This is a genomic window from Streptomyces sp. NPDC043876, from assembly GCF_056435825.1.
Genome location: NZ_JBWKDV010000003.1, coordinates 346,788 through 364,131 on the forward strand (window position 1 = coordinate 346,788; position 17,344 = coordinate 364,131).

At 75.3% G+C, this 17,344-nt stretch carries 12 protein-coding genes; 8 read left to right on the forward strand and 4 right to left on the reverse strand.

Features of this window, described 5'->3' with window-relative positions; translation table 11 throughout:
* Positions 1-18 precede the first annotated feature (18 nt).
* Positions 19-3,870, reverse strand: a complete 3,852-nt coding sequence (locus tag AC0693_RS10985; RefSeq protein ID WP_478801542.1) for an nSTAND1 domain-containing NTPase — start codon at positions 3,868-3,870, stop codon at positions 19-21.
* A gap of 123 nt (positions 3,871-3,993) precedes the next feature.
* Positions 3,994-4,695, reverse strand: coding sequence for an NPP1 family protein (locus tag AC0693_RS10990; protein WP_478801855.1), 702 nt, complete (start codon positions 4,693-4,695; stop codon positions 3,994-3,996).
* A gap of 291 nt (positions 4,696-4,986) precedes the next feature.
* On the opposite strand from AC0693_RS10990, the gene AC0693_RS10995 reads away from it, so the two are divergent.
* The 6 genes from AC0693_RS10995 to AC0693_RS11020 all read left to right on the forward strand — a co-directional run bounded on the left by AC0693_RS10995 (position 4,987) and on the right by AC0693_RS11020 (position 12,941).
* A complete protein-coding gene (locus tag AC0693_RS10995; protein WP_478801543.1) occupies positions 4,987-7,176 on the forward strand; it encodes a hypothetical protein in 2,190 nt (729 codons plus the stop codon).
* 52 nt (positions 7,177-7,228) lie between these two features.
* Positions 7,229-8,872 carry a type 1 periplasmic-binding domain-containing protein gene (locus AC0693_RS11000; RefSeq protein WP_469315822.1) on the forward strand — a complete coding sequence of 548 codons (1,644 nt, stop codon included), beginning with the start codon at positions 7,229-7,231 and terminating at the stop codon, positions 8,870-8,872.
* 60 nt (positions 8,873-8,932) lie between these two features.
* A complete protein-coding gene (locus AC0693_RS11005; protein WP_478801544.1) occupies positions 8,933-10,108 on the forward strand; it encodes a neocarzinostatin apoprotein domain-containing protein in 1,176 nt (391 codons plus the stop codon).
* A 101-nt stretch (positions 10,109-10,209) separates the two neighbouring features.
* Positions 10,210-11,814, forward strand: coding sequence for an alpha/beta hydrolase (locus AC0693_RS11010; protein ID WP_478801545.1), 1,605 nt, complete (start codon positions 10,210-10,212; stop codon positions 11,812-11,814).
* A gap of 108 nt (positions 11,815-11,922) precedes the next feature.
* Entirely contained in the window at positions 11,923-12,654 is a 732-nt protein-coding gene (locus tag AC0693_RS11015; RefSeq protein WP_469333180.1) for an HNH endonuclease family protein, read from the forward strand.
* Positions 12,651-12,941 (forward strand): hypothetical protein, encoded by a 291-nt coding sequence (locus AC0693_RS11020; protein ID WP_478737501.1) that lies wholly within the window; start codon positions 12,651-12,653, stop codon positions 12,939-12,941. The genes AC0693_RS11015 and AC0693_RS11020 overlap by 4 nt, the downstream gene beginning before the upstream one ends.
* A gap of 39 nt (positions 12,942-12,980) precedes the next feature.
* Here AC0693_RS11020 and AC0693_RS11025 read toward each other — a convergent pair whose 3' ends face one another.
* The gene (locus tag AC0693_RS11025; protein ID WP_469315826.1) at positions 12,981-13,553 is read right to left on the reverse strand and encodes a DoxX family protein; all 573 of its coding nucleotides are present in this window, start codon (positions 13,551-13,553) and stop codon (positions 12,981-12,983) included.
* Between the two features lie 134 nt (positions 13,554-13,687).
* Between AC0693_RS11025 and AC0693_RS11030 the strand changes: the two genes are divergently transcribed.
* Both AC0693_RS11030 and AC0693_RS11035 read left to right on the forward strand, forming a co-directional pair.
* A complete protein-coding gene (locus tag AC0693_RS11030; protein ID WP_478737499.1) occupies positions 13,688-14,128 on the forward strand; it encodes a VOC family protein in 441 nt (146 codons plus the stop codon).
* A 33-nt stretch (positions 14,129-14,161) separates the two neighbouring features.
* Positions 14,162-14,920, forward strand: coding sequence for a dienelactone hydrolase family protein (locus AC0693_RS11035; protein ID WP_478801546.1), 759 nt, complete (start codon positions 14,162-14,164; stop codon positions 14,918-14,920).
* Positions 14,921-15,343: 423 nt separating this feature from the next.
* On the opposite strand, the gene AC0693_RS11040 is transcribed toward AC0693_RS11035, so the two are convergent.
* Positions 15,344-17,221 (reverse strand): choice-of-anchor R domain-containing protein, encoded by a 1,878-nt coding sequence (locus AC0693_RS11040; protein ID WP_478801547.1) that lies wholly within the window; start codon positions 17,219-17,221, stop codon positions 15,344-15,346.
* Positions 17,222-17,344 lie beyond the last annotated feature (123 nt).

The following is a 17,344-nucleotide window of genomic DNA, read 5'->3' on the forward strand; positions in this document are numbered from 1 at the left end:
CCGGTGTCCGGCGCCGGGTCAGCGCCGGGCCGGGCAGACCCGGTGGTACGGCTCGTCCGGCAGCAGCCGGGCCCACCGCGCGCTCCCGGTGTCGCCCACCAGCCGGCACACCTCGGCCGCGCGCCGGGTGACGTCCGTGTCCCACAGCCGGACGGTCCCGTCGTTGCTGCTGCTCGCCAGCGTGCCGGGGAGGACCGGGTCGAAGGCGACCCCCCACACGGGACCGGTGTGCCCGCTCAGGGTGGCGATCTGCCGGCCCCGCACGGGGTCCCACAGCTTCACGGTTTGGTCGCTGCCGCTGCTCGCCAGGACCGCGCCGTCCGGGCTGAACGCCACCGACCGCACCGAGCCGTTGTGCCCCGCGAGGGTCCCGGCCGCCGCCCGCCGGGCCACGTCCCACAGGCGCACGGTGCCGTCGTTGCCGCCGCTGGCCAGCGTGCGCCCGTCCGGCGCGAACGCGATCCCGCGCACCGACCCGGTGTGGCCGCGCAGCACGGCGCGCTCCGGGTGACCGGGATCCCGCGCGTCCCACAGCCGCACGGTCAGGTCGTCGCTGCCGGTGGCGAGCGTCCGCCCGTCCGGACTGAAGGCGACGGCGTTGACGAAGTCCTGGTGGCCTTCGACGACGGTCTCGCGCCGCCGGGTGCCCACGTCCCACAGCGCCACCGTCCGGTCGGCGCTGGCCGAGGCCAGTTCCCGGCCGTCCGGGGCGAAGGCGAGCGCGAAGACGGACCCGCGGTGCCCGGTGAGCCGCGCGTACGGTTTCCCGGTCGCCGTTTCCCACAGCCGGACCGTGCGGTCCGCTCCCGCCGAGGCCAGCAGCCGCCCGTCGGGGGAGAACACCACGGCGAAGACGGAACCGTCGTGTCCCGTCAGCGTGTTGACGAGCCGGTGGCGGGCGGGGTCCCAGATCCGCACCGTGCCGTCCGCCTGGGCCGCGGCCAGCAGCCGGCCGTCGGGGGAGAAGGCCGACTGCCACGACTCGGCGAACGGCCGTGCGGCCAGCGCGGAGCGGCCCGGGTCCCACAGGACCACGGACTGGTCGAACCCTCCGGTGGCCAGCTGCTCCCCGGGCCCGGCGGCGACGGCCTGCACGTAGTCGGTGTGCCCCGACAGGGTGGCGACCACCTTGCGGGCCACGGGATCCCACAGCTTCACCGTGCCGTCGCCGCTCGCGCTGACCACCGTGTCACCCGCGCGGGTGAAGGCCACCCCGTTCACGTCGTCCCCGTGCCCCGTCAGGACGGCGCGCACCGTGCCCTGCGGCAGGTCCCACAGGCGGACGGTGCGGTCGGCGCCGCCGGAGACCAGCGTGCGGCCGTCCGGGCTGAAGGCGACCCCGAGCACCTGGTCGGTGTGGTCGGCGAGGACCGCTGTCTGCCGCTCCTCGCCCGTGCTCCACAGCCGTACCGTCCGGTCCGCGCCCGCCGAGGCGACGGTGGCGCCGTCCGGGCTGAAGGCGACGCCCATGACCGTGTCCTCGTGCCCGGTCAAGGCGGTACGGGGGCTGCCGTCGGGCAGGTTCCACAGCCGGACGGTGTGGTCCACACCGCCGCTGGCCAGCGTCGTGCCGTCCGGGCTGAACGCCACCGAGCGCACCGACCCGCGGTGCCCCGTCAGCGTGGCCGAGATCCGGTGCGCGGCCGCGTCCCACAGCCGCACCGTGCCGTCCGCGCTGCCCGTCGCCAGCCGGAGCCCGTCGGGACCGAAGGCGACCGAGGTCACCGCGCCCGTGTGCCCCCGCAGCGTGGCGACCGGTGCGCGCGTCGCGGCGTCCCACAGCCGGACGGTGGTGTCCGAACTGGCCGAGGCGACGACCTTGCCGTCGGGGCTGAAGGCGACGGAGTTGACCGGCCCGCCGTGCCCGCCGAGGCGCCCCGCGAAGTACTGCGCCTGCGTGCTCAGCAGCGCGCCCCGCGCCTGGGGGGTCCGGGCCGTACCGTAGGCGCCCGCCGCGAGCAGCATCGACGCCTCGGGCTGGCCGGCCGCGAGCAGGCCGGAGCGCACCGCCATGGCCTGGGACTGCGCGGTGCGCTGCTGCTCCACCGCCTGGGCGCGCTGCTGGAGGGCCAGCAACCCCGTGGTCAGGGCCACCGCGAGCAACCCGGCCAGGGTCAGGACCATCGCCCGGCGGATCCGGCCCTGCCGCCGCAGTGCCCGGTCCCCCCGCTCCTCCTCGGCCTCGCAGGCGGCCACGAACTCCCGCTCCTCCGGCCCGAGCGAGCGGTCGGCGGCCCGCTCCAGCCACTCGCGTACGCCCGCCAGCCGCGTCCCCCGGTACAGCAGGCTCGGGTCGCGCCCGGCCGCCACCCACTCGGACCCCGCCTCGGAGAGCTGCTGGCGCATCAGCAGCGAGGCCCGGTCCCGCTCGGTCCACTCGCGCAGCCGGGGCCAGGCGTGCAGCAGCGCCTCGTGCGTGATCTCCACGCTCTCGCCGCCCGCCGTCACCAGGCGGGCCTCGATGAACGCGTCGAGGGCCCGCCCGCCGGCTCCCGGATCCGGCAACTGGCGCAGCAGCCGCTCGCGCTCCATCGGTCTGCGGGTCTGGGCGGCGCCGTCGGCGATGTGCACCAGGCGGACCAGCAGCTCCCGTGCCATCCGCCGCTCGGCCGGATCGAGGAGGCCGAAGACGGATTCGGCGGTGCGGGCGACCGCTCCGCGGATGCCGCCCGTCCGCTCGTAGCCCGCGACCGTGAGGGTCGTTCCGGCGCGCTGCTGCCAGGTGATGAGCAGGGTGTGGGCCAGCAGCGGCAGCGAACCGGCGTCGGCCGTCGAGCCGTCGCCGAGGTCGCGCAGCAGCAGTTCGACCAGGCCGCCTTCCAGGACGAGGCCCGCCCGGGCAGCCGGGCCGGTGATGGCCTCGCGCAGCTGGGCGCCGGACATCGGGCCGAGGGCGAACAGCCCGTGGGTGAACACCTCGACGAGTTCCGGATGGTCGAGGCAGTGCCCGCAGAAATCGGCGCGGATCCCGATCACCACGGCCGTCGCGGGGGCTTCGGGGCCCGCGCCGTCCGCCCCGTCCGGGCCTGCGCCGGCTTCCGGCGGTCCCGCCGCTGCCGCCGGCCCCGCGAGCGCGTGCAGCACCCGGACGAAGTCCCGCCGCTCCCGCTCGTCCTCGCAGAGGGTGAAGACCTCCTCGAACTGGTCGACCACGACCACCAGTGCGCGCCGGCCCCGGGACCCGGCCGCCGCGTCGAGCAGCCGCTCCGGCCGCTGCGCCAGCTCTTCGGGCGTGATCCCGGCCGCCGCCGTCCCCAGTACCTCGGCGGCGCAGCGCAGCAGTTCCTTGAGCGGACGGGCGCCCGGCGTGCACATCACCACGGGCCACTCGCCCGCCCCCGTCACGGGCAGCACCCCGCGCCGTAACGCCGGCAGCAGGCCCGCCCGCAGCAGCGAGGACTTCCCCGCCCCCGAGGGCGCCACCACCGCCACCGCCCCGCGCCCGGCGCGGCCGGCGAGGCGGGCCGCCAGCTCCGCCGTGTCCCCGTCGCGCCCGAAGAACCACTGCGCGTCCTGGGGCCCGTACGCGGCGAGCCCCCGGTACGGGCACACCGCGGCGGATCCCCGCTCCGGCCCGCCGCCGTCCGCGCGGCCGGCTTCCGTACGGGCCGTCTCCGTGCGCGCGGCGGTGCCCGCCGCCGGACGCTGGGCCGGGACGAGCCGGGCCAGTTCGCCCCCGGCGTCGAGCGCCTCGTCGCAGCGGCGGGCGAGGTCGGAGGTGGGCGGCTTGCCGCCGTTCTCGATCTTGCTCAGGTAGCCCTTGCTGTAGTGCACCGAGCGGGCAAGAGCCGACAGCGACATCTTGCGCAGCTGGCGCATGCGCCGCAGCTCGGTCGCGAATCCACCGGTCGTCTCCTCGTCCTTCGACACGGGGCGTACTTTCCCGCACGGGCCGGGCGTACGCCTCACGCGGAGGACTTCTCTCCGGTTGCGCGCCCGCGTCCGCGCGGACCCCCGGACGGCGCCCGGCCGGGGCGGGCGCCAACGCTCTTCCTAGGCGTACGGATTGAAGGGGATCGGCGGCTTGGCGGCGTTCAGGGCATCGGCGAAGCGACCGTCGGTGATCTTGATGGTGGCCGAGCCGAAGTCGGCGTTCATCAGCTTGTCCCGCAGGCCGGCCGGATAGCCGTTCCAGCCGACCAGGCGCGGGAAGAACCAGCCGCCGGTGTGGTTCTCCGGCGGCTCGTCGTTGCCGTTGGCCAGCCGGAAGAAGTGCGTCGAGACACCGTCCTTGTGGTAGACGGCCTTGGGGTGGGTCCCGTCGAAGCGCACCTCGGATCGCGGGTACCACTTCCAGCCACTGTGCTGCGAAGTCGACACGTACTGCACCTGGTTGTCCTTGATCCAGACGACGACGTGCTCGAAGTCGTGGCGGTGGCCGATGGCCGCCGGGCCCAGGGTGGCCTGGTCCTTCTCGAAGTAGCTCGCGTACATGACCGCGCACCAGCCGTTGTCGCACTTCGCGCGCGCGTAGGTGTTCGAGTCCCGCAGCTGGGCGTAGTCCCGGCAGTGCCCGTTCACGTCGCCGCCCGGCTTGAGGCCGGGGTTCAGCCGTCCGTCGGCGCCGATGGCGGCGGTCGCGTAACAGCCGTCCCTGTCGTAGTCGTAGGCGGGGGAGAACGTCTGTTCCAGACCGTCCGCCCGCTGCGGCAGCGAGGGCAGCACCTCGGCGCCCGCGACGGCGGGCAGCGCCATCACCAGCGCGGCCGCGACCGCGGCGGCGGACCAGAACCGGCGCGTCCCGCCCCGGCGTACGGGCGGCACGGCGGACGGCGGCGAAGTGCGCACATCAACTCCTCGGCGTCGGTGCCCCCGACCGACCGGGGGTACCGGCATTCTGCTGCGCCGCCCCGGCGAACACGAGCCCTGCGCACGGCTGTTCCCGAGATCCTCGATATCCGGCGTATGCCCGTCGCGCCGCGTCCGTTCGGTGTTTACTTCCGTTGCGCCGACGCGGGCGACGCGACCAGCTGGGGGGCGGGGGCAATGGCGAACGCAACGACGGAACCGGGCCACGCGCAGGGGGCCGAGGCCTTTCTGCGGCACATGATCTGGCGGTACCCGCAGCAGCGGCAGCCCGTCGTGGCCCTGCTGGGACCACGGCAGTCGGGCAAGTCCACCCTGCTGTCCGCCCTGTCCCAGGGCTGCGGTTCGACGGTGGTGCACGCCCATCTCGACTTCCACGAGAACCCGGTGGACCCGGTCTCCGCCGCCGCCCTGGCCGCCTTCCAGATGATGCGCGGCTGGGACACCCTGCGCCGCAGCCCCGTCTTCCACCGCTTCGCGCTCGGCCTGCTCGCCCTCAACGAGAACCTGGAGAACGACCGCACCCGCGCCACCGACCAGATCAGGGGTCTGATCCAGGCCTACACGCGGGGCACCCGGCCCGGCCGCTTCGCCACCCGCGTGGAGGACGCCGCGGTCACCACGATGGACGTCGTCGCCACCGGCGCGCTCAGCCCCCTGGTGTCCGGCACCGGCCGCGAGGTGGTCGCCGCGGTCCGGGACCAGGCCCGGCCCGTCATCGGCTCGCTGCTCCAGAGCGCCGCCCGCTGGGGTCTGCGCGACGCCCTGCGCTGGCACGTCGGCATTCCGGAGGCGGAGGCCGCCGGATCCGTGGACGCCCTCATCAGACTCAGCTCCGCCTCCCGCTCGGCCGCGGTCGGCCCGCTGCTCGCGGCCTTCCTGGCCGACGCCCAGGACCAGGCGGAGCGCCACCCGGCCCTGCGGTCCACCTGCTCCTGCGACGTGCCCGCCCACGAAGCGGCCCGCGGCCGCCACGACCACGCCTGGGTGCTCCTGGTGGACGGCGCGCAGACCCCGGCCGGACGCCGCTTCCTCAGCGCCCTCATCGGCGCGCGCATCCGCAACCGGCAGACCGGCCCCGGCGCTCCCGCCGGAACCGACCCCCTGGTCGTGCTCGCGGCCTGCGGCCAGTGGCAGCCCGAATGGACCACCCGCTGGTGCGAGCCCTGGCGGACCACCCCCCTCGCGGGCACCTCGCAGCGCCGCGTCCCGCGGCTCTCGCGCGCCACCCGCGCCGAGTGGGCCCGCGAGGAGGAACCGGGCGCCGCGGCGGACCCCGACTCGGTCGCCGCCCACTGGTACCCGGTCTGGCTCGACCCGATGACCGAGGACCAGGTCGGGCGGATCACCGACGCCCCGGGATCCCTCGCCCCACCGCTGGCCGCCTCCGTCGCCCACCGGCTCACCGGCGGCCACTGGGGCGCCGTCACCGCCGTACAGGAGCAGCGCGAGGGGACGCCGCCGGACGACGACAGGGCGGCGGCCGCAAGACCCCTGCCCGCCGCCCTCGACAGCGGCGGCAGACCGCTGTGGTCGCGGGCCCTGGAGACCAGCCTGCCCGAAGGGCTCGCGGTCCCCGCCGCACGCTGGACGGCCCCGCCCGCCGTCGTCGTGGCCGCGGCCTACCTCGCGGACGCGCGCACCGCCGACGACCCGTGGGTACCGGCCGAACTCACCGACCTGCCGCACAGTCTGGAACTGCTGCGCCGCCACCTGTGGGTCAGTACGCACGCCCCCATCGCCTCCCGCATCCGTGAGATCGGCTGGGGCCCGGCGGACCGGCCCCCGGCCCTGCACCCCTGGCTGAGCCGCTGCGTCCTGACCGCCCTGTCCGCGGCGCCCGCCGAACCGCCCTCGGGCGGCCCGGCCCGGGGCGTGCGGGACGGGGACGCTGCGGCCGCCGACCCCTGGGACCGGGTGTTCTCCCGGCAGGCCGCCGCGCTCGCCGCGATGTCCGCCGCGCGCGGCCGGCCGGCGGAAGCGGCCGAGGAGCAGCGGCTGTTCTACGAGCTGTGCCTCGGCCGGTTCACCCCGGTCGCCGAAGCACTGGCCGCCCGGTTCGACCGCGACCACCGGGCCTGGGTGCGCCTCCTCGACTACCTCGCGTCGGCGCCCTGCCGACTGGTCCACGCGCACTCCGCGCCCCAGGCGTACGCGCTCCTGCTCTCGGGGATCGAGGAGCGGGCAAGCGATGTCGTGGCGGTGGCCACGGCCAAACTGCTGGCGCTCCTGTGGCTCTACAACGACCCGCTCACCGAGCACAGCCGCGGCTGGGACGCACAGATCGAAGACGGCTTCGACCGGCTCTCGCACAACTCCCGCCTCCTGGACGTCAGTGCGCTCCAGCAAGCGGGCGCGCTCTTCGCCTGACCCCTCCCGGGCCCGCCGCGCGGCGGGCCCGGGCGCAGCACTAGGAGTGTTCATGACCGTAGGTGTCCACAACCCACGACTCGGACGGCTGCGCCGTCATCCCGTGCTGTCGGCGGCCGTCGCCCTCGTCGTCCTCGCCGGACTCGTCCTCGGCGGCAGCTGGGCCTACGAGCGCCTCTTCCCGCCCGCCCTGAGCTGCGGCGCCGGGATGACCGCGGCCGGTTCGCCTCTGGCCTGCGTCGGCGTGAACCTCGACAGCACCGCCTTCGCCAAGGCCGAACCGGCCCGCATGCGCACCCTGGAGGAGACGATCAGGACGGCGAACCAGGCCGTCAAGGGACCCTCCACCAGCGTGGTGCTGATGCTCGACCTCTCACCCGTCGCCGATGTGGACACCCTCACCTACGACTCGCTCTACCCCAACATCGAAGGGGCGGTCGCGGCCGTCTGGCGCGCCAACAACACCGCGGCGTACGGCAGTACGCCCGGCGTCAAGCTGTACCTCGCCAACATGGGCAGCCAGTACGGCTCCTGGAAGGAGGCGGTGGCCCGCGTCGAGAAGCACGCGGAGGCCGAGCACATCTCCGCCGTCGTCGGCCTCGGCCAGAGCACCGAGCAGACCCGTCAGGCCGCCGCCGCGATCTCCGGCCGCCTCCACATCCCGGTCATCGGCTCGACCGTGACCGGCAATTCGATGAACGTCGACCCCGCCGACCCGGCGGGCAAGCGGCTGATCCCCGACATGTTCCGGGTCTCGCCGACCAACACGGACGCGGTGGTCGCCGCCAACCAGTACGTCTCGGGCCTGCGCCCCGCCGCCGCGTCGATCGCGGTCATCGCCGACGCGGTCGCGGGCGACGACTACACCGCCACCCTCGCGGCCGAGGCGAAGGTCCGCTTCGCCGCGCCGAACCGCACGGTCACCGTGCTCCCGTACACCTCGCCCCAGAACCTGACCAGCGGATCCGGCCGAAAGGACTACCTGATCCAGCAGTTCAACCTGATGCACGCGAACCTCTGCCAGGCCGCCCCGGCCGTCGTCTACTTCGCCGGCCGCGGCCGCGACCTCGGCGCGTTCGTGGAGAACTGGGTCCAGGGCACGCCCTGCGGGATCCCGCAGCTGCACATCCTCGCCGGGGACGACGCCTCCGAGGCCATCCGCGACGACGCGGTCCTGAAGGGGGTCGCCTCCGGCCGGGTCACCGTGGCCTACACCGCGCTGGCCAGCCCGGACGAATGGGGCACCGAATGCCCCGGCTCGGACGCGAAGCACAACTACGACCAGTTCTGGGCGGCGTACACCGGACGGCCCGACCCGTGCACCGGCCAGCGGCTCACCACCCAGGGCGACGCGGCGGCCCTCGCGTACGACCCGGCCGACCTCGCCAACGGCCAGGCGATGCTCACCCACGACGCCACGGTCGCCGCGATCAGCGCGGCCCGGCGCGACAGCGCGGGACTGAAGAACCCGGGTCTGGAGACCGGGATCCTGCACCAGTTCTACTGCGCGCAGATGCTGCCGGGCGCCAGCGGATGGCTGTCGTTCGGCGCCGACGGCAACCCCGTCGGCAAACCGGCCCCGGTCGTCCAGATCCAGCCTGACGGCAAGACCAGGACGGTCTCGCTGACCTGGCCGAGCTCCGCGCCCAACCTCAGCCTCCCGCAGCGCGGCGGCACCGGCGCCCCAGGCTGCTGACAGCCGCTGTGATGCACCCGGTGCTGTGAGCGGGTGGCGTTCTCAGGAAGGTGGAACCCGATGGTCCTGCACCGCGTCCGAGCCGGGAACGCGCCGGGGCGACGGGCCGGGGCACGGCCCGGCGCATGGGCGCGCGGAGCGGCCGCCCTGGCGCTGGCCTGCGCCGGGATCGCGGCTTCACCGGCGGCGGCGCACGCCGCGCCGTCGGGAACCACCCTCGGGGCGGGTACCACGCCCGGCTCGGCCGTCTGCAGCGCGGACCCGGCCCCGCACTCCGCCCCGCACACCGCCGCACCGGGCCCCGCCGGAGCGCCGGTGCCCGGCACCCTGGTGTCCCTGGACCGCAGCGACGGCCGGATCGCCCAGTTCCAGCTGTTCCACGACGACGACGCCGCGCCCGGGGGCGGCGCGAGCCTGTGGCACCGGGAGCAGGACGCGCCCGACACCGCCTACGGCCGCTGGCAACGGGCCGAGCCGCGGAGCTCCGCCTCCGGCACGCCCTGCCGCACGACGGCCTCCGCCGAACCGGCGTCGGCCGCGGGCCCGCGACTGTCGGTGGACACGGTCTCCGGCCTCCTGGACGGCGACATCGTCTCCTTCGGGATCACGGGCGGTCCGCCCAAGGATTACGTCTGGGTCAAGCAGTGCGGCCCGTCGGCCTCCGCGCCCAGCTGCGACGACGCCACCGGCCGCCAGTTCCGCGTGTACCCGGACGGTACCCACCCCCTCTCGCCGAAGAAGCTGTACGCCCGGCTCGACACCCCGGCCGGGCCCGTCGACTGCCGTACGGCGCCGGCCGCCGATCCGTGCTCCCTGGCCCTCACCGGCAACGACGGCGCCCTGCTGGCCACCGTCCCCCTGCGCTTCCGCCCGGGCGGCCGGACCGAGGCACCGCCCACCCTGCACGTGGATCCGGACGAGGCCCTGGTGGACGGGCAGAGCGTCCACGTCACGGGCAAGGGCTACGAACCGCGCTACCACGCCCCGGCCATGGAGTGCGCGACCGGTTCCGCCGACACCCTCGGCTGCCGCCCCCGCGCCAGGCCGCCGGCCACCACGGACACGGGCCGCGTCGACGAGGACGTCACGCTGTCGGCGTCCTTCACGAGCATCGACGGCCGCACCGTCGACTGCCGGACCCGCGGCGCCTGCGAACTGGTGGTCTTCGGCACCCGCGTCCGCGGCCCGGAAACGCTGCGCCACCGCCTCGACTTCGCCCGGCCGCCCTCCCGCTGAGCGGGGCCGGGCGTTCCGGATCTTGTCCGGCCATCGGTCTGGCCTCCCCGGGCCCGACGATGCGAGCCTGTGCGTGCCGCTACCACCGAGGGAGTTCACGCATGCCCAGCAGACCGGCCGTCCGTCCCCGCATACGGACGGCGTGGGGGACCGCCCTCGTCCTGACCGCGGTCGCGGCCCTCCTCGGCGTCACGTCCGCTTCCGCCACGGCGACATCGCCCCCGGCGCCCGTCCCCGTCCTGGACTGGGGCCCCTGCGCGGACCCGGGCGATGGCTTCGAGTGCGCGACCGCCCGGGTACCCCTGGACTACCGTGCGCCCACGGGACGTACGGCCGCGCTCGCCGTCACCCGCCACCGCGCTGCCGACCCGGCCCACCGCACCGGCGTCCTGCTGCTGCACCCCGGCGGTCCCGGCAACTCCGGCGTGGACTTCGCCCGCGACAGCTACGACGCGCTGCCCGCCGCGCTCCGCGACGGTTTCGACGTCATCGGGTACGACATGCGCGGCGTGAAGCGCAGCGGGCAGGTGGAGTGCTGGAACGACACCGAGTACGCCGCCGCCGTCGACGCCGCGCGGGGCGTGCCCGGCCCCGGGACCCTGCCCCTCGCGCTCCGGCAGGGCCGCGACTTCGGGCGCGCCTGCGCCGAACGCTCCGGCGACCTGCTCCCGTTCATCGGCACCGCCTCGAACGCCAAGGACATCGACCTGCTGCGCCAGGCCCTCGGCGAGGAGCAGCTCAGCTTCTACGGCCGGTCCTTCGGCAGCTACGTCGGCACCGTCTACGCCGCCCAGTTCCCCCGGCGGGTGCGCGCCATGGTCCTGGACGGGTCCTACGACCCCCGGCACTACGCGGACGTGCCCTACGCCTACGACGCCGGGCAGTTCACCGCCCTGGACGCGGCGGTCGGCCGGTTCCTCGACTGGTGCGCCCAGTCCGCCGCCACCTGCGGCTTCGGCGACGGCGCGCCCCGGCAGGCCTTCGAGCAGCTGCTGCGGGACCTGGACGCCCGCCCCGTCATCACCGCGAGCGGCCGTCCGGCCACCGGCTACACCCTGGCCTACCGGCTGATGTTCAACATCAACGCGGGCAAGGAGATCTGGCCCGCCCTGGGCGAGAGCCTGCGCGCGGCCCAGGAGCACAGGACGACGTGGCTGCTGAACCCGCCGTCACCCGCGTCCTTCGACTTCCTCAACGTCAACATGGCCGTCGAGTGCGCCGACCGCCGCTACCCGACCAGTCCGCTGCTGGCCGGCGCCGTCGTCACCGCCGAGGCCCACGCGGCGCCCCTGCTGGGTCCCCCCGTCGGCCTGGGGCCGCCCACCTACGACCACAACCACGCGCCCACCTGCGCCCAGTGGCCCGCGGAGCGCGCGAGCCGCTTCGAGGGCTCCTACCGGGCGGCGGGCTCGGCCCCGATCCTGGTCGTCGGCAACACCGGGGACCCGGACACCCCGTACCAGGACGCCGTGGCCCTCGCCGGGACGCTGGACAACGGCCGGCTGCTGACCTTCGCCGGTGAGGGACACACCGCGTACAACCGGAGCGCGTGCGCCAGCGCGCTCATCAACGGCTACCTCGCCACGCTGGCCCTGCCCGCCAGCGGGACGGTCTGCGCCGACGAGGCACCGCCGCAACCGCTCGCCCGGAGGGGCGCGTTCAGCGGCGTCGACGAGACGCGCGACGTGATCCCGATGCCGCGCTGAGGGACCGGCGCCGAGCCGGGCCGCGTGCCGGTCCTCTTGAGGGGGACCGGCACTGGGTAGGGTGAACCGGACATGTGGTTCGGCGCTGCGGCGGGTGGGGTTGAGGGTATGGCACGTCAGATGCGGCTGACCGGCGGGATCCTGGCGGTATCGATACTGCTGGCGGTGGCCGGATGCACCCAGCCCGCGGGGGACCGGGGCGCGGGCGACGGCAAGCCCTCGGCTTCGGCGTCGGCGTCCAAGAAGGGGCCGGGGCCGGACGACGGCAAGCCGGTCTCCGGGGACGTCCTGCCGGGCATGGTGACCGTCCAGGTGGCGCGCACGCAGCTGGCCGGGCTCAAGGTCGCTCCCGTGGGCTCCATGTCGGGCTACTCCCGGGACAAGTTCACGCACTGGATCGACCAGGGCAACAAGTGCGACACCCGCGAGACCGTCATCAAGCGGGACGGCAAGGACGTCGCGCAGAGCGCCGACTGCAAGGCCACCTCCGGCACGTGGCACAGCCTCTACGACGGTGTCACCATCACCGACGCGGGCAAGCTCGACATCGACCACATGGTGCCGCTCGCCGCCGCCTGGCGCTCGGGCGCGGCGACCTGGGACTCCCAGCGCCGCAAGGAGTTCGCCAACGACCTCGTGCGACCGCAGCTGATCGCGGTGAGCGCCTCCTCGAACCGGTCCAAGGGCGACCAGACCCCCGACGCCTGGCAGCCCACCGACAAGGGCGCCTGGTGCCAGTACGGCAGGGCCTGGACCACCGTCAAGTCGACGTACGGTCTGACGGTGACCGAGCCGGAGAAGCGGATGATCACGACGATGCTGGACACCTGCGCCACATGACCGATGACATGGCGCAGGGCGCCGAGCAGTGGGTGGACGAAGTCGTCGCGGGACCGGGCGGAGCGATGACCGACGAGGTGGGGGTCATCACGGGGGACCTGACCCTGCGCACCACCGCCGGGCCGGACGGGCGGGCGGTGGTCGAGATCCAGTACACCGGCGCGGAGGAGTGGTACCGGCTCACCGCCGGCCCCCACCGCCTCGAAGGAACGCCCCGCGCGCAGCACCTCGCGGCCCTCGCGCTGGTCCGCGCGGGATACCGGGCGCAGGAGCAGAACGGCGGCTGACCCGCCCTGCCGCCCGTCCCGTCCCGTCCCGTGCGAAGGTTACGCGGGGGACTCGGCCTCCGCGGGCTCCGCGGCCACGCCGATGTCGCCTTCCTCGACGGCTTCCTTGGCCAGCGAGGCGAGGCGGCGGCCGACGACGACCGTCGCCGCGGCCGCGCTCGCGGTGAAGGCGAGGGCCAGCACGGTCGGGCGGTCGAGCTTGTGCGCGCTGAGGTGGTCGAGCGAGTAGCGCCCCGGGCCGGTCAGCCCGAGGGACGCGGCCACGAGCCCGAGGAACGCCGGGTACTCGAACCCGCCGCCCTGGGCGAAGAACCCCGCCGGGGCGTGCACGGAGACGGCGCCCGCCATCGCGCCCGCCGCGGCGGCCCCCGCCGCCGGGGTCGCGAGGCCCAGCGCGAGCAGCGCGCCGCCACCGGCCTCGCCGAGGCCCGCCGCGATGGCGCTGTGCCGCCCCGGGGTGAACCCCATGTGCTCCATCGCGGCGGCCGTGCCCTCGATGCCGCCCCCGCCGAACCAGCCGAAGAGCTTCTGCGCGCCGTGCGCCATGAGCACGCCGCCCGCTCCGAGGCGCAGGGCGAGCAATCCGAGGTCCTTGCGGGCGGTGAAGCTCATGGGATGAGGCCTTTCCATCGGCAGCGGAGTCCAAGGACACCCTCTCGCGAGCGGGCCCGGCGCGCACGCGAAACACCCCCGGGAGAGGGTTCCGGCCACGGATACGGCCGGTGGCGCGGGGCATACGGGGGGTCATGACTGTCGCGAAGACGAGCGTTCTCGTACTGGACTGCGCCGAGCCCGAGGCTCTCGCGCACTTCTACGCCGAGCTGCTGGGCGGCGAGGCCCGGCCCGGAGCCGGGCCCGACATGATCGAGGTGGTGGGCGGCGCCGGGGTCCACCTGGCCGTGTGCCGGGACCGGGGGTACGCGCCGCCGAGCTGGCCGCGTCCGGAGGACTCCCAGCAGGCGCACCTGCGGATCCTGGTGGCTCCCGAGGACATGGACGAAGCGGAGCGGGAGGCCGTGTCGCTCGGCGCGCGCCCGGTGGACGCGGACGCCGAGTCCGGTCCGCGCGAGGCGCGGGTCTTCAGCGACCCGGCCGGCCACTCCTTCACCCTGGCGGCCACGGGCCCCCGGGTGCCGGGCCCGGCGGGCGAGCCACATGCGCTCGCGCCGGGAACGCCGGTGCAGTAGAGCTGGGTTGACGTATTCCGAGGAAGGAAGCCCTTGTCCACCAAGACGCTGCACATCCCCACGCCCGACGGCCGCGCCGACGCCATCGCCGTGTTTCCCGACGACGGCGAGCGGCACCCGGCGGTGCTGCTGTACACGGACGTCTTCGGCGTGCGGCCCGTGCTGGAGGAGAGGGCACGGGAGCTGGCCGGGCACGGCTACTACGTCCTGCTCCCGAACCTCTACTACCGGCACGGGCCGGCGCCGGTGACCGAACTGCCCGCGCACATCTCGGCGGAGGCCCGGCCGGAGATCCTGGCCCGGCTGATGCCCCTGTACACGGCGCACACCGTCGAACGGGCCCTGCGGGACGCGGACGCCTACCTCGACTTCCTCGCCGCGGAGCCCGAGGTGGTTCCGGGGCCGGTCGCCGCGATCGGCTACTGCATGGGGGCGGTGCTGGCGCTGCGGACGGCCGCGGCGCGGCCGGACCGGGTGGCCGCCGTCGCCGGGTTCCACCCCGGCAACCTGGTCACCGACGCGCCGGATAGCCCGCACCTGCTCGCGCCCGCCATCACCGCCGAGGTGCACCTCGGGCATGCCGAGCCCGACATGACGACGGAGGCGCTCGACGCGCTGGACCGGGCGCTGAAGGAGGCGGGGCTCGCCTACACCTCCGAGGTCTACCCCGGCACGGTGCACGGCTTCACGATGCCCGACACCAGCGCCTTCAGCCCCGCCGCCCTGGAACGCCACTGGTCCCGCCTCCTCCCCCTCCTCACCCGAACCCTCCCCCGCCCCGACCACCCCTGACGCAGCGAACCCAGCCCACCCCGCCGAGCGGCCCTCAATCGCCGGGCGGGCTGGGCTGACGCTCCGCGAAGCACCGCCCCGTGCCCCCTGTCGCCTCCGGCGGGCCCTCAATCGCCGGGCGGGCTGGGTTGGTTCCCGGCACGTTCTCCCGCCCGCCGGAGGCAAGCGCCCCCCTCCAGCCCCGCCGACGTTTGAGGCGCCCCCGGAGGGCAAGCCGGGCGGGCCGGGGTGGCGGTCCGCGAAGCGACGCCCTGCGCCCCCGGTCGCCTCCGGCGGGCCCTCAATCGCCGGGCGGGCTGGGCTGGTTCCCGGCAGGCACTCCGGGCCGCCGGAGGCAAGGCCCCTCCAGCCTCGCCGGCGTTTGAGGCGCCCCCGGAGGGCAGGCAGCCCCCGGCCTCCGACGGGCAGGGGCGGCCCGCAGGGCTACGGCATGGGCGGCGTCGGGACAGGGGAACCCTCCAGGGCCAGAGCGGCGAGGAGGACCAGCGAATCGGTCCAGCCGAGCGGCGCCACCGACGCCGGCCTCCCGGCACCGTTGACCGTCTCCGGCAGCTCCCCGAGCCCGTTCCGCTTGGCCAGGACCCAGTCCAGCACCCGGTCGGCCTTGCGCCCCTCACCCGTCCCGGCCCACGCCAGGGCGAAGAACGCGGTGCTCGGGGTCCACGCGTACTGCCCCCAGCTGAAGTCCGGATCGTCACCCGGCAGCAGCCCCCCGTTGGGCAGCAGCAGCGCGCCGTAGGTGGAGTCGAGCGCGGAAGGCAGGTCCGCGGAGGCCGTGTTGAAGGGCGGGGCCATGAAGGCGACGGCGCTGTCCCGGCCGTGCAGCCCGTCACCGGTGCGCGGGTATCCGCCCGGCGCGAAGTGCGTCGCGATGCCGTCGGAGAGCCGCCGCGCGGCGAGCGCCCAGCGCGCCGCGTCACTGTCCCGCCCGGACGCCCGGGCGAGATCGGCGGCGGCGTTCAGCCCGGCGAGCAGGGGCGCGGCCGTACCGATGTTGGGGGTGTCCGTCGGCAGTTCCCAGTAGTCCGGCCCCGCGGGCGGCAGGCCGTCCGCGTCCAGCGAGTCGGCCGCGTAGTCGGCGGCCTTGCGCACCATCGGGTACAGCGCCGCGAGCCGCGCCGCCCGGTCCTTGGCGGGCGCGGCCCGGTACCACTGCCAGGTGGCCCACGGCACCCACCCGTTGCCGTCGAGCTGCCACGGACGCGAGTCGGGCGGCCCCGCGCCGTCGAGGGTGGTGCGGGCCTCCCAGGTACCGTCCGGCCGCTGGGTCGCCTGGTCGTGCCGGAGCATCAGGTACGCCTCGGCGTCATGGCCGGTGGCGGCGAAGGCGGCGGCGGCGAAGCTGCCGTCCCGGGGCCAGGAGTTCTCCCACGCCGGGGACCAGGCCGCCGCGAACGCCCCGTTCGGTCGCAGCAGGGCCCGCATGGACAGCAGGGCGCGCCGGAACGCCGCCTTGCGCGCGGCAGTCGCGCCGGGCACCTTCCCGGCCGCGAGCCACGCGCGGCTCTCGGCGATCTGCCGCAGCGCGCCGGGGTCGTCCGCCGCGGTCACCACCGACGCCGTCCGCCCGGCGGGCAGGTAGCGCCAGCGGCCCGACGGCAGGCGCAGGACGTTGCTGCCCTCGACGTAGCCGGCGCCCACCGCGAAGGACGGCGCGACCGCCTCCGTCGCCTGGCCGTTCGTCAGCAGCCCCGCCGTACGGGCGGCCAGGGCCGAGGCGGGCACGTAGCACACCTCGGTCTCCCCGCAGCGGTCGCCGCCCACCGGGTTGATGTGGAAGGCGAGGCGGGCCGCGTCGGGATGCCAGCCGCCCCAGTAGGGCCGGTCGTAGTTCCAGCTGACCGGTGCCCGCGGGTCGGCGTGCCGGGTTCCGTGCCAGACGACGGGCTTGTTCTCCCGGGTCGTGGCCTGGACGAACAGGTAGTACCGGCCGCCCGCCTCCAGCGGCGCGCCGAGCGGGACCTCGACCCAGCCCGCCCCGGCCCCGCCGAGGGCGGACAGGTTCAGAGTCCGGGTGGCGACCGCGGTGGCCGGGTCGTCCCGTTCGGTCCGTACCTGAACGGTCACCGTGCCGGTGGCGGCGCCGCTGGTGAGGTAGAAGCTCACCCGGTCGAGGCGGGCGGATCCCGCGGTGAACTCCTGCGCCGCCGCGTGGTCCGCGGCCTTGACGCTGAACAGGGCCACGTCGTGCCGGGCCTGGTCCGCCCGCGGGGCGGCGGCGGCTTCGACGGGCGTGGCGGGAACGCTCAACAGGGCTGTCGCCGTCGCCAAAACGGCGGACAGCGTGATGGACGGTGCCATGAGCCTCCCTCGTTCGGTGACGTGCCGTCACCACCGCAGTGCCGCGAGGGAACCGCGGACGCACGTCATGCGCGGATAACGAGGGCCGGGGCGCCGCGTTCCTTCCCCCGGGCACGATCGACC

Excerpts from the sequence above, each read along its gene's own strand:
- AC0693_RS11005 (WP_478801544.1), top strand. The coding sequence starts at position 8,933 with ATGGTCCTGCACCGCGTCCGAGCCGGGAACGCGCCGGGGCGACGGGCC.
- AC0693_RS11000 (WP_469315822.1), top strand. The coding sequence starts at position 7,229 with ATGACCGTAGGTGTCCACAACCCACGACTCGGACGGCTGCGCCGTCAT.
- AC0693_RS11010 (WP_478801545.1), top strand. The coding sequence starts at position 10,210 with ATGCCCAGCAGACCGGCCGTCCGTCCCCGCATACGGACGGCGTGGGGG.
- AC0693_RS11030 (WP_478737499.1), top strand. The coding sequence starts at position 13,688 with ATGACTGTCGCGAAGACGAGCGTTCTCGTACTGGACTGCGCCGAGCCC.
- AC0693_RS11040 (WP_478801547.1), bottom strand. The coding sequence starts at position 17,221 with ATGGCACCGTCCATCACGCTGTCCGCCGTTTTGGCGACGGCGACAGCC.
- AC0693_RS11015 (WP_469333180.1), top strand. The coding sequence starts at position 11,923 with ATGGCACGTCAGATGCGGCTGACCGGCGGGATCCTGGCGGTATCGATA.
- AC0693_RS10995 (WP_478801543.1), top strand. The coding sequence starts at position 4,987 with ATGGCGAACGCAACGACGGAACCGGGCCACGCGCAGGGGGCCGAGGCC.
- AC0693_RS10990 (WP_478801855.1), bottom strand. The coding sequence starts at position 4,695 with ATGGCGCTGCCCGCCGTCGCGGGCGCCGAGGTGCTGCCCTCGCTGCCG.
- AC0693_RS11020 (WP_478737501.1), top strand. The coding sequence starts at position 12,651 with ATGACCGATGACATGGCGCAGGGCGCCGAGCAGTGGGTGGACGAAGTC.
- AC0693_RS11025 (WP_469315826.1), bottom strand. The coding sequence starts at position 13,553 with ATGAGCTTCACCGCCCGCAAGGACCTCGGATTGCTCGCCCTGCGCCTC.